At 46.9% G+C, this 12,581-nt stretch carries 14 protein-coding genes; 2 read left to right on the plus strand and 12 right to left on the minus strand.

Features of this window, described 5'->3' with window-relative positions; translation table 11 throughout:
• Positions 1-24: 24 nt before the first annotated feature.
• Positions 25-699 (plus strand): hypothetical protein, encoded by a 675-nt coding sequence (locus tag FK004_RS02400; RefSeq protein WP_193844351.1) that lies wholly within the window; start codon positions 25-27, stop codon positions 697-699.
• Between the two features lie 74 nt (positions 700-773).
• On the opposite strand, the gene FK004_RS02405 is transcribed toward FK004_RS02400, so the two are convergent.
• Genes FK004_RS02405 through FK004_RS02425 form a run of 5 tightly spaced genes read right to left on the minus strand, consistent with a single transcriptional unit; the run spans position 774 to position 3,795 of the window.
• A complete protein-coding gene (locus FK004_RS02405) occupies positions 774-1,283 on the minus strand; it encodes a PPC domain-containing DNA-binding protein (protein WP_108735807.1) in 510 nt (169 codons plus the stop codon).
• 53 nt (positions 1,284-1,336) lie between these two features.
• A complete protein-coding gene (locus FK004_RS02410; protein WP_227871657.1) occupies positions 1,337-1,918 on the minus strand; it encodes a VOC family protein in 582 nt (193 codons plus the stop codon).
• 3 nt (positions 1,919-1,921) lie between these two features.
• A complete protein-coding gene (locus tag FK004_RS02415) occupies positions 1,922-2,905 on the minus strand; it encodes an aldo/keto reductase (protein ID WP_108735808.1) in 984 nt (327 codons plus the stop codon).
• Positions 2,906-2,908: 3 nt separating this feature from the next.
• Complete coding sequence (locus FK004_RS02420; RefSeq protein ID WP_108735809.1) at positions 2,909-3,199, minus strand: putative quinol monooxygenase; 291 nt, start codon at positions 3,197-3,199, stop codon at positions 2,909-2,911.
• Between the two features lie 2 nt (positions 3,200-3,201).
• Complete coding sequence (locus tag FK004_RS02425; RefSeq protein WP_108738729.1) at positions 3,202-3,795, minus strand: NAD(P)H-dependent oxidoreductase; 594 nt, start codon at positions 3,793-3,795, stop codon at positions 3,202-3,204.
• Positions 3,796-3,895: 100 nt separating this feature from the next.
• Between FK004_RS02425 and FK004_RS02430 the strand changes: the two genes are divergently transcribed.
• Complete coding sequence (locus FK004_RS02430; protein WP_108735810.1) at positions 3,896-4,855, plus strand: LysR family transcriptional regulator; 960 nt, start codon at positions 3,896-3,898, stop codon at positions 4,853-4,855.
• 59 nt (positions 4,856-4,914) lie between these two features.
• On the opposite strand, the gene FK004_RS02435 is transcribed toward FK004_RS02430, so the two are convergent.
• The 7 genes from FK004_RS02435 to FK004_RS02465 form a co-directional block, all read right to left on the minus strand.
• Positions 4,915-5,940, minus strand: coding sequence for a serine hydrolase domain-containing protein (locus FK004_RS02435; RefSeq protein ID WP_108735811.1), 1,026 nt, complete (start codon positions 5,938-5,940; stop codon positions 4,915-4,917).
• 12 nt (positions 5,941-5,952) lie between these two features.
• The gene (locus FK004_RS02440; RefSeq protein ID WP_108735812.1) at positions 5,953-6,765 is read right to left on the minus strand and encodes an HAD-IIB family hydrolase; all 813 of its coding nucleotides are present in this window, start codon (positions 6,763-6,765) and stop codon (positions 5,953-5,955) included.
• A 1-nt stretch (position 6,766) separates the two neighbouring features.
• The gene (locus FK004_RS02445; RefSeq protein WP_108735813.1) at positions 6,767-7,804 is read right to left on the minus strand and encodes a DegT/DnrJ/EryC1/StrS family aminotransferase; all 1,038 of its coding nucleotides are present in this window, start codon (positions 7,802-7,804) and stop codon (positions 6,767-6,769) included.
• A gap of 1 nt (position 7,805) precedes the next feature.
• Positions 7,806-8,849, minus strand: a complete 1,044-nt coding sequence (locus FK004_RS02450) for a Gfo/Idh/MocA family protein (RefSeq protein WP_108735814.1) — start codon at positions 8,847-8,849, stop codon at positions 7,806-7,808.
• Positions 8,846-9,328, minus strand: a complete 483-nt coding sequence (locus tag FK004_RS02455) for an NUDIX hydrolase (protein WP_108735815.1) — start codon at positions 9,326-9,328, stop codon at positions 8,846-8,848. The genes FK004_RS02450 and FK004_RS02455 overlap by 4 nt, the downstream gene beginning before the upstream one ends.
• Positions 9,328-10,449, minus strand: a complete 1,122-nt coding sequence (locus FK004_RS02460; RefSeq protein WP_157956004.1) for a DegT/DnrJ/EryC1/StrS family aminotransferase — start codon at positions 10,447-10,449, stop codon at positions 9,328-9,330. The genes FK004_RS02455 and FK004_RS02460 overlap by 1 nt, the downstream gene beginning before the upstream one ends.
• 546 nt (positions 10,450-10,995) lie before the next feature.
• A complete protein-coding gene (locus tag FK004_RS02465) occupies positions 10,996-12,207 on the minus strand; it encodes a hypothetical protein (RefSeq protein WP_108735817.1) in 1,212 nt (403 codons plus the stop codon).
• Between the last annotated feature and the right edge of the window lie 374 nt (positions 12,208-12,581).

A 12,581-nucleotide genomic window follows, 5' to 3' on the forward strand; every position in this document is an offset into this window, starting at 1 on the left:
ATTTGGATTCTAAATATTTATAACATGAAGCTTTCATTACTATCAGGACTTTTACTGACTGCTTTGGTAACACTTTCATGCAAAAAAGAATTGCAGCCACAGGAAAGTTCAGCGACCGAAGCCCAAAATATAACCCCTAACACCAATGTGGTACCCAATCAGGGTGTTCCCGATCCAAGCATGCTGCAGGCTCCGGCTGTAGTAGCAGCTACAGCACCCGGCATGAATCCGCCACACGGGCAGCCCAATCACCGTTGTGATATTGCAGTAGGCGCTCCATTAAATTCTACACCGCAGGCACAAGCACCACAAACTGTTACTGCCGGTACACCACAAATGCCAACTCCCGTTACCGTGACCCCTACACAGGGCAAACCCGTGGCTACCGCACCGGGAATGAATCCACCACACGGGCAACCCAACCACCGTTGTGATATCGCAATAGGCGCACCATTAAATTCACCAAAAGCTGCCAGCACTCCGGCACCCGTACAAACACAAGTACAGACCCCCGTGAATGTAGCGGCCAATTCCAGTGCAGCAGTAGTTACCGCACCGGGAATGAACCCACCGCACGGACAGCCGAATCACCGTTGTGATATCGCAGTAGGCGCACCACTCGATTCTCCAAAAGCAGCAGCCAAAGCAGCTACATCAGGAGTTCCGGGTATGCTGGCACCTCCGGCCACCGCACAATAAAACAGTCTTTACAGCCATAAAAAAAAGGAATTACAGTAGTGTAATTCCTTTTTTTTATGATGTCCTGTGTCCTTTTAGTCACAGTGATCAATGCACAATACATTGGCACCAATATAATCTTCATACTTCCGTTCCAATTGCGTATCGTGTACAAGGATCATAATCTCTACCGATCCCGTCCCTACAGTGCCCTCCAAGATATGGCCACCAAAAGCATTGAAGTTTTTATCCGTCACCACACCATGTGCATGAACTGATACTTTCCCCTTCTGCCAGGCAATAGTCCCATTCATACTGGCTAATTCTACCTTTTTAAACATTTTGGGATCAAACTTGCGGGTTTCGAAGTTGAAGAACCCAAATTTCATATCCACAAAACCCATTCCGGTAAAGTTCGCGGCTGGTATTTTCTCCGCTTCTGCAAAAGCTTCCAGCTGGCTGATTATGTTGTCTCCCTGTAAAAGCACCATAAGGTAGCCCTGTGGCACTTTGACATACCGTTTGACAGTAGCATCAGGCCGTTGGGCCATTGCTGTCATCCCAAAAAATAAACTGAACAGTAGTGTAGCATAAAATCGCTTCATAGAAAATGGATTAAGTACCGGAACAAAACAGTTTCGGTGGTTAGTAGTGCCGATTAGTTACCGGTTCTTTTAAAAGGCCCCTGTGGAGCAATAATTTCGAGGTGCGTGCCATCCGGATCATCGAAGTAGGCTACGGCAGTTCCAAAACCCGCTTTGAGCCCATCTTCTTCCATAAAAGTAATCGGATCGCCCTGCAGCCTGATTCCTGCCTTACACAGTCGGGCGACGGCATCATCGATATTGTCTACTTCAAAACACAGGTGCATCGCACCGATTTGGTTGTTAGCATACTGTGCTTTCGAAGGTTCCGGTGCTTCATACTGCAGCAAATCGATGTTCAGGTTATCCAGGTGGATCGTCGCATAGCGAATCAGGGCTTTATCCAGCCCCAATACACCTGCCATCCGCTTGCCGCCTATTTTATCCTGAGGCGCTGCTTTCTTTCCGGTAAGGGCTTCATAGAACCGTATCGAAGCATCCAGGTTGGAGGTAACGATCCCCACGTGGTTTGCCCGGCTAAAGCCCATTGTTGCCAATGCTGTTGTATCGTTCATAACGGTCTTTTTTATCGTTTGTGCCTGGCCCAGCCCCACTGTCAAAAGCGTTGCTGCCAAAAGTAATGTACTTGCTTTCATCGCTTATAGTTTGGAGAGTGCCTCGTGGATAAAAGTAAGTTCTGCTGCTGAAATTGTCAGGTCCATGGCTTTGGCATTTTCAATCGCCTGTGCTGCATTTCGCGCTCCCGCCAACACCACCGTAATTCCGGGCTGCAGGCTGGTCCAGCGCAGTACCAACTGAGATAAGGATGCATTTTTAGCTTCCGCTATCGGAGCGATGGTATCCAGGAATGTTTTTACCGCATTGGCTTCAAACTGCCCAAAGTACCCATTTCTATGATCGTCTGCTTTTAGTTTGGCCTCCTTAAAATATTTCCCGGTTAGCAATCCGCGTTCCATCGGGCTATAGGCAATAACCCCAATATTCTTATCGATAGTGTAAGGTACAATATCTTTTTCAATGCCCCGGTTCAGCATGCTATACGATACCTGCTCTGAAGCCAGTACCACTGTTTTTTCTGCGGCTTTCAGTTGTGACAGGTCATAGTTGCAAACACCCGCTGCCCTGATTTTGCCCTGTTCGATCAGCCGTTGCAACGCTTCCATCGTTTCATCAATGGGCGTTGTAGCATCCGGCCAATGGATCTGTAGCAAATCGATATAATCCGTACCCAGGCGTTTCAGGCTTTCTTCCAGCTCCTTAATGATATTCGCTTTGGATCCTAATTTGTACACCGGGTAATTACGGCCATCTTCTGTAGCGTCAAAGAAATACTCCCCTTTGCCGTTATTGCTTCCGTCCCATACCAGCCCGAACTTCGTCAACAGTTGGATTTTATCCCGGCTTCTGTCCCGGATCGCTTCCCCAATCAGTTCCTCGCTACGACCCAGGCCATAAAACGGTGCAGTGTCTATTGAGGTCATGCCATGATCCAGTGCAGCATGTATGGCTTTAATCGAGTCTTCTTTTTCATTGCCGCCCCACATGGTACCCCCGATGGCAAAAGCACCATACGCGATTGCTGATACGTTGAGGTCAGATGTCCCTAATTTTCTATATTCCATGTTTTATGCTATTAAAGTTGTTTTGTAAAGTTGTGCCGGTTGCGCCAGCAATGCCCCCGAACGGGCTATAAAATCCTGTATGTAAGGTTGTGCGTTGTGCTGCTCCAGTCCTGCTTCATCTGCCCACAATTCGTGAAAGATAAATACGCGGGGATCTTCGCTGCTTTGGTACAGTTCATACTGCAGGCAGGCGGCTTCCTGTACCGATTGTTCCACCATTCCGCTAAGAAGGGTTTTCAGTGCAGCGGTACTCTCTGTAGTACCGGTAACGATTGCTGTTAAATGTATGGCCATGATTATGCGATAAATGTTTTTGTTAAATGAGCTTTGTAGGATTCAATATCTCGTGCCACATCAGCATTCTTTTCAATATCATGAAAATGCATGCTTTCCAGAGGTTCCATTCCGGTAAAGGCGTTCATACGATGGAAACCAAATAATGGCCCTTCGTCTACCGACTTCTGGCTGAAAAATTCGCCCGGCAGGGTAAAGGCTTCTTTTGGCGCATTCCAGGAAGTGGTCAGCATGTACTTACGGCCATGCAGCATACCACCTGTCCCATAATTGACCGTAGGATTGGCAGCAGTACGCCCGTCACTATGATAGATTCCTTTGGCATGCCCTTCGGTAAAGACCACATCAATGTATTTTTTAAAACCGTGGGGCAACTGGAACCACCATACCGGAGTATGATAGATGACCACATCGGCCCAAACGAATTTTTCGACTTCTTCTGCCGCAACATAATCACTGTTGATATCGGTTGTTTTTATTTCAAAGTCGGTATGCCCTTCAAAGAAGGAAAGTGTTTCCTGTGAAATGGTTTCGTTGAACCTTCCGCCGGAGTGGCCGAATTTCTGACCCCCATTAATGATGAATATCTTTGTCATTGTACTATTATTTTTTGATGGTACAAAGTTACCGCGCCTTTTCCTATTATTAAAATAACTTAATTCATACCTTTGTATCATAATTATAATAGCTACAATCATGGTAAATCTGGAATGGTACCGTACTTTTAAGGCGGTGTATAAATCGGGAACCCTTACGGGGGCAGCAGAAGTGCTGTTTATTTCACAGCCGGGTGTCAGCCTGCACCTGAGTTCCCTTGAGAATTATGTAGGCTACAAGCTTTTCGACCGTACCGGAAGGAGGATGGTGCCTACCGAACGCGGAAAGGTGCTCTATAATTTTATCATAGAAGCGCTGACCAAACTCGAGGAAGCCGAAAAAAACTTCCAGCGCAGTACCGAAAAACATACGCCTACCATCAGTATCGGGATGTGCTTTGAAACATTCCAGATTACGCTCGAACCTTATATTGCTACCTTGCCGTTTAATGTCATCATTATGTTTGGTGAATACCCGGAGATGGTCGAAAACCTCGAAAAAGGGATACTCGATATCATCATTACCCCACAGATGGTTCCGCGCAATACGATTGAATACCAGCCTTTTTCTTCCGAAACCATTGTGCTGGTCGGTGGGAATGATACTGATGTAGCAGCTTTTGAGGCCGTTGTCCAGCAAGAGGATCGTACAGCCGTTGAAAACTGGCTGAAAGAACAAAAATGGTACGGGACTACAGGCGATATGGAACACCTGCGCCGTTTCTGGCAATTGAATTTCAACAAATACCCGGATTTCCGCCCGAATTATATTGTACCCAACCTCAACTCCATCGTCCGTTGCCTGGCCAGTGGGATTGGGCTTTCTGTAGTTCCGGATTTCCTCTGCCGCAAAGAAATCGAAAACGGCAGTATTCAACTCGTGTGGGAAGGCAGCCCGAAGTTGGAGAATACCCTTTATTTTGCGACACGCAAGAAAACCATTTACGAAGATGAAATTGCAAGTATCAAAACCATCTTTTTAAAAGTGATGACCGCCACACCATCCGAAAATCCGTTACACTCCAACGGATTAACGAAAATGCCATCCGAAAGGGTATAACGCAACAAAGGATTTTCATAATGAAAATCCTTTGGCGTTCTTAGTGGTTTGGCAGATGTTTATTTAAAAATAATTTGCAGCACGCGGATCATAATCCGGTTGATGGGATACACCAGTCCGTTCGCGCAATAAGCAATACTCAGTTCTTCTTCCGGGTAGTACCACACCTGGGAAGCAAAACCATCTAAAGCACCGTGGTGCCCATGTCCGGGTTTACCGCAAAAACCAATCGGGTGGATGCCCATCCCGAAGGTATCCTTCTCCGTTAACAGGTACTCCAGTGTCTCCTGGGAAAAGAACTTTCCGGTGAACACGGCACGTATAAATAGCGTCAGGTCATAGGGTGATGCGACGACCGCTCCTGCACCATGGGCGATATCCATACAGGTCGAATCTTCCACTACCCAGTCCTCCTGGAAAGTATAGGAATAACATTCGTTATGCTGAACGGCAATCTTGCCACCATAATAGGTACTGTTGAGTTGTCCCCTATTACAGATCCGCTCTTTGATCAATTGTTTTAAAGACAGGCCGGTGACCCGTTCCGCTATAAATCCGAGGAAGATATAATTGGAATTCGAATATACCGCCATTTGGTCCGGTTCAAAATCGGGAGTGCATTGTATGATCCGGTCGATGACCTGCTGTTGCGTCTTCGGCACAATAGACCACGCCCTAAAGTTGGGTGTATCACTGATATCATGCAGCCCGCTCCTGTGGTGGAGCAGGTCACTGATCCGGATACGATCCCCGTTCGGGACACCCGGAATGTATTTGGACAGTACGGCATTGAGGTCCAAAAGGCCTTCTTCGTACAACTGAAAAATCAGGACGGCTGTAAAGGATTTTGAAATGGAACCTACCCGGTACCGTGTATATTGGTGTGCGGGGATTTTCCCGGTAGGAGTGGTAAACTTATACCCTACCGAATGCTGGTAGACAACAGTATCTTTTACAGCGATACAAATGCTGCCCATCCCCATATTATTGTCATAAAGCGTATTGAAAAATGTGGCTAATGCTTCTTTAGCCAAGTCGGAAATGATAGATCCGGTTTCCGGTACCGGCTGGTTTTGATACTGCATAACAGTGCTTTTTTAAAGGTTGTGATGTATTCGCTGCTGTAAGATTGCTGTCACAAAATTCCCCACCCCGTTATCATTATTGGAGGTGGTCATACAATCGGCTTTGGAGCGCACCAAGGCATTGGCATTGGCCATCGCGACCCCAATTCCCGATGCGACCAATAATTCAATATCATTCACATCGTCCCCAAAGGCAACCACATGCGACATATCGAGCCCCAGGCTTCCGGTAATGTATTCCACAGCACTGCATTTTGAAATCAGGCGTGGCATGACCTGGATGAATTTCCCTTCTTCGGTAATCAGCAACCGTTGGTCTTCCGTCAGGAGTGCTGTGATTTCATGGTGTGGAAAATTCCGGTCTTCGGCGATTACCGTGACCTTGTTTACCGCTTTCTCCAACAGTACTTCCAAAGGGTGGAGCTCCGCCTTAAAATCGGAATTTGGCTGCTTTTCGATACAGGGAGCATAAATGCGCCCACCCGATTCTATAGAGAAAAAGTAGTGGCTGTAATCCGTATGGAGTTTGGTAATCAGCGGGGCTATGTGCAGCGCATCCATGGTGATATTAAAGAGTTCCTTCCCCTCTTTCTGCGCCGTTGTACCGTTGGAAAACACCCAATAGTCCTGGCAGAATGCCTCATATACTGGCTTCGGGATCATGCTGGCGGGACGGGCCGTATTAAAAATAAGGTGCATGCCCAGCGCCCTGCATTCGTTTAAGGCGTCCACTGTAATAGGAGCCACTGTGCCGTCTGTTTGCAATAAAGTGCCATCAAGGTCGATGGACAGGACCTGTATATTCGTATAATTTTGAACTGTCATATCAGTAAGGATAATTATTGATTATAGTAGCCATTTGGGCTAACTGTTCCGGCGTATACCGCTGATGCACCGGGATTGTGGTGGTCGTTTCTAACAGATGTTCTGCATTCGGGCAGTCGGCACTGTATTTCCAGAGCACCGGATATTCATACAGCGGCCAGATATTGTATTTTTTCATATCCGATGGTATGCCCTCTTTTACGAGATAGCTGGCCAATGCAGCCCCACCCTGATCCGATTGCAGCAGCAGCCGTTGGTAACTCGGTATTGATCCCGGCACTACTTCCAGTTCGCGGACTGCCGGATGATCAATCTGTGCTATAATACTTTGGCTTTGTTGTGCCCGCAGGTTCAGATTGTCCGGGAGTTCTGCCAGGGCTGATATACCCTTTTCCGCTAAATAGGGACTCAGCCTGTAGTTCACCCCAAAATCAATTCCGTTGAGGTTCCCCATCCGGCTGTAGGACAGCGCCCGCCGGTAATATGCTTCATTATCCGTCAACAGGAAACCACCCTCCCCGGTCGAAAACATCTTATTCTTCTGGGTGCTGAAACAGGCAATATCACAAAACTGCGACAAAGGTAATCCGTTATACTGTGTCCCGGCACAATGAGCCAGGTCAAAAATCAGGGGAATTTCCCTTTCGGCCGCCCAAAGTTCAATCGCTTCCGCCGGGATGCCATACCCCCACATGGGGACTTCCACTATCGCTTTGGTCTTTCGGGTAAGCGAATGCTGTAATCCGGCGATATCCAGGCCAAAGTGGGTCCGGCAGCAATCCGAAAAAACCAGTTCAGCCCCGGTGGAAAGAATGGGAAACGCAGTACACAATGGTGCTGCGGCCGAAGTAATCACTTCATCCCCGGACTGGATCCCTACTGCCTGCAAGGCAACAATAATGGCCGCCGTACCCGAGGTGAGCGAAACACAATAGGCTGCATTAAAATATTTTTTGAGCGCATTTTCATAGTCGGTTACCGACGCGCTGTGGTCCAGGGCATCCATACCCGGAAACAATACAAAATCGGTGATGTCCATCTTATAATAGTGTTGAATGTTCTACTTCGGTTTTGAGCCGGCTGGATTTGTAATCCATGCCTTTCTGGATATCTTCCATCGCTTCATAGACCTTAATCATATCCGTCAGGGCATGTTCATAGGGCGTGTCGTGCAATACATGTTCAAAGAAGATATTCAGTTCCGTTTCATATCCGGCTTTCGAATACCCACTTTTCAACGGACTGGGCGTGTAGACCGTTACGCATTGTTTCGCTTTGAGGTCAAAGGGCGCAATGGCATTATTACCCGTGGTAATTTCAATATTGGCAAGGTCATCAATCCGTACCGTATTCCCCTGGTCGCTGATCATTTCCACCTGGTGGCGAAAGCGCGGATAATAGGAACCACTTTTCAGGCAACCGATGATCCCGTTTTCAAATTCGATCATGATCTGGAGCACCAGCGGATAGTCATTTTTAGAAAAGTGAACATCCAGCGTTTTATATTTCCCCCCAATCGAGAGGATGTAATCCAGCGGATGGATGAGTTGTGCCAGCAAGAAAGATTCTATCGTAGAGTCAAGGTTCCATAACGGTTCTTTGGGTTTGCTGCTAATGTGCTCAATAAGGACAAAGGACAGCGCACCAAAATCGGCATTGCAAATCACGTTTTTCAATATCTCATGCGAATCCGTATAGCTGAAATTCATACCTACTCCCGTTTTGATGCCCTGTGCGGCTGCGATCCCTACGAGGTCATTCAGCTGTTCCAGATTTCGCGTCGGCGGTTTTTCAATGAATACATGGATTCCATTTTGCATCGCATGTTTCGCTACCGCATAATGGATATCGGGATAGGAAGAGATCACGATCACATCGATATTTTCGGTCGCAATCATCACTTCATACGAGGTATACTGCTGGAACACCCCAAATTTATGTTCAAAAGCGTCCAGTGCCTTTTGCGAAACATCACAGATCGCTACAATCTTGGTGTACTGGCTGATGGAAATCGGGACAAACAAATTATCACACATTTGCTCGCCTAACCCGACCACCGCGATTCTTAGTTTTTTAGATTTCATAATTGCTTTGGGGTGTTACATAGTTTATTATACGTATCGGTAATGGTGCTTCGGGTGCCTTCAAAGGTGTTGACCGTCGCAATGTCGGCTATGGGTACCCATCGTACAGCTTTAGTCTCGGCAGCATTCAGGGTCAGTTCCCCTCCGATGGCTGTACCGATATAGGTCATGTCGATATGGTAATGGGCCGCCTCTTTTGAAGAAGCCGGTATCAGTTGCTGGTAGAGGTATTCGGGAGGCAGCAAACATTCCGCATCCGAAACCGGGTGCAGCTGGTGAAGGAAGGAAACCAGCCGGATCCCTATTCCCGTTTCTTCCAGCACTTCCCGTATGGCGGCTTCATTGGGATTTTCAACCGGTTCCACGTGGCCGCCCGGTACCATCCAGCGGTCAAACTTCCGGTGGTGGATCAATAATACATCGGTATCCTGCGCTAAAGTGCGGAATACGATTACACTAACAGTAGGTTGTTTTTTCATCAGGTGCTGTAGATTATATTTAAAAACAGGTCCAGTTCTTCTTTGCTAAGCCCTTCATGAACCGGAAGGGAAAATATCGTGGGAATCAGGGCTTCCGCATTCGGGCAGGACGAGGCATAAGGCGCGAACAGTGGCATCTTATACAAAGGCTGGTACTGGTACCGGAGCGGATCGGAAATGATATTGGATTGCCGTAATGCCTCTTCTATCCGGGCACGGCGGGCGATAGAAGTCTTGCAAACAATCGAATAATAATTGTCTTCGGAGGGCATGCCATTGGTAATTTCCCGGATATCATCCGTATACTGGTGGAGCTGTTCGGCCAGGTAACGCCCATGTTCCTGGCGCACTTTGATCTTGGCGGGTAATTTTTGCAGTTGCGTACTGCCTAAGGCGGCATTAATCGCACTCATCTTAAAGTTAAGCCCGGAGAAAAAACCATAAGCTCCTTGTACATTTCGGTATTCCGGATCGGTCCGGCACACTTCCCCAAAAGAGCGGAGCTCCATCAGGCGGTTGTAATCGGCCAGGGCCCGAATCAGGAAAAAAGCCCCTTCCCCGGTGGTGACCAGTTTTCGTTCATGGGTGCTAAAAATAGCATAATCCCCAAAGGAACCTAAGTAACTATCTTTCAGTCGGGTGCCGTGGCAATGGGAATTGTCTTCCAGTACTTTGATGCCTTTGGCGCGGCAAATATCCGAAATACGATCTACATTATTCGCATAGCCCCACATGGGGACATTGATCAGCAGCCGGGTTTTATCGGAGATTTTCTGTTGCAGGTCCGTCACGCAGACATTGAAATTCCCGGGTTCATTATCGACAAATACGGGAGTGGCTCCGGCATTCAATATCGGTAATATCGTCATCACCGGGGCCGTTGGCGGCAGGAGCACTTCGTCTCCGGGACCAATATCCTCCAGGAGCAGGATCATATAAATCCCCATAGTGGCATTGCTGCAGCACAAGGTATGGGGAACCTTAAAAAAATGGGCCAGATCCTGTTCAAACTGCTTTACAGCCGGGCCTTTGCCCGAAATACTGTCGGCCGTCAATGCAGCGACCACACTTTCAATATCCTCTTGCTCAATGTTGACATGGCAATTGTCGTACTTCTTCATGCGTATGTAAGTTTTAGGGTTACTTATCAAATGGTATAGTAGGATTATGCTGTTTTTTGTTGTTCCGATACACATCACTACCAGGACAACAAAATAGTTTACAGCTCTACTGGGCGGGGAGCCCCTATTGAAAGCTGTTTTTTTGAATTGTATTCTTATGGCTCGTACTTCCGAAACACCCGCCAATTCGCTTTATGTGTACCCATTGCTGAAATACAACAATATGACTACAACGTTTTCGTAAAATAAATACACCGTAGAGACACAATTTGCCGCGATATGTTTTTTTTATATCAGATAACGATATATTTCGTGTAAGAAAAAAGTACGTGCGCTATAGGAATGCCGTTCTGTAAACAAATTTGATGATACCTTGTCCCGACGATTCCCGACGAAAGTAATCGCATAATAATCCCCTGGAAACGGATACTATAATCAGGACGTAGCCCAATGGGTTTCGCTATACAGCAATAAGGGTTCCGGTAGCCAATTACCGGAACCCTTTTCGATGTTATGCTGTCCAAACGGTCAGCAGTGAATCATTGCTTAATCTGCCAATGTTTTCGGATCTACCGTACCGGATAAAATACCCTGGATTTCATCGCTGTAGCCTTTTACTGTAGTATAAGCGATTCGTTGTGCGGGGGTAAACCCGCTTAATCCTGCTGTTCTTGCTGCCGGAAGGCCATTAATGATTTCGTCCGCCAGGGTATTAAACAGTGCCAGTATCTCGGTCTGTGATAATGGAGCGGTTGCCGCTGCCGTTTTTGCAATGGTATAGCCCATACGTGCTGCTGCCATGCGCTGTTGCGGAGTTCCATGGTGCCCTGCATCCTGGAATTCACAGTCCCCAATCTGGAAGAACAACTGGTAAAAGTCGACTTCCTCACTCCACAGGTACTGGCTGCCTTCGGGATGGGTCATAAAATAAGCTGCCATAAAATCGGCACCCAGTTCATTATGCCGTGTCCATTCCGGTGTCGCCTGTTGATCGGTAACGTTATTAAACTGGATCTGGTGGGCCCATTCGTGTGCCAATATTCCTGTCCATGCAATCCCTTTTTCCACCTGTGCAACCTGCGCCATGATATCAATCATCCCATCCCCTATCACAATGGATCGGTTACCCCCCTGAATTTGTGCATAGGCATCCATCACATAAATCGGTGTTCGCAACGTCGAATTCTGGTCCGCATACGCAGCTATAATCAGGTCGGCTTGTGCTTCAACATCGCCCACGGTAGCCTGATTACAAATGCTATACGCATTCAATAGTGCCGTACGGTCTCCAAAAAAAGAATGGTGCTGGCCCAGTAGCGTCACAGGATCCCAAAATTGCCAGAAGCGCTGTAATTCCGTTTTTCGTTCCTGCATTAGTACCGTATATTCCCCATTCGCGCCAAAAGTAACATTAGTCGTATCACTTATAAAAGCATTGATTAAGAATAAGAGGCTCAATGTTTCCCCGTTCGTGACCGAAAAAGCATCCCGCTGCTGCCCATAGGCCCGGATGATATTCCCAAATTCCAGGTTATTGCATTGCTCCGTACTATTCATGGCCCGCCGTAATACGCTGCCATAATTATCGGCCAATCGACCCTGTGGTGGATCACAGACCAGTGCGAGAAGTTCCGGTGTTTCAACAGCCTTTGGCTCAGTACCGATGACGCTATTGTCATCATCATTTTTGTTACAGGCGACAAACCCTGCGCAGCATACTGCTATTGCTGCCGCAATTACTCTTGTTTTTGTTTTCATTCATTAAGGTTTTTAGTTAATTATTCCGTTACCGGATTACATTACCTAATGGCTTTGAGAAACCCTAAATACTAATTGGCTATTATTTTGGGTCTCGTGTACCGGAGGTAATTTCTTTGATTGTTACTATTTCGATGTTGGCCGAAGCCAAAGTACCGGACAGGCCTCTATTGCTTTAGGCTGAGGGGATGTTACTATCACTCTAAAAGCTGCCACTGACAACAACTGCTTCTTTTTTACATTTTCACTATAGTATCAGTAACCTAAGACTGCTTTTTACACTAATGTGATATGTATTTCAAACCATACCTGCTAAACATTCAGGCAAAGCTATCGTTTCAGAATACAACAAAATACCCCTAAAAGCCATATTA

It is taken from the genome of Flavobacterium kingsejongi, from assembly GCF_003076475.1.
Classification (GTDB): Bacteria; Bacteroidota; Bacteroidia; order Flavobacteriales; family Flavobacteriaceae; genus Flavobacterium; species Flavobacterium kingsejongi.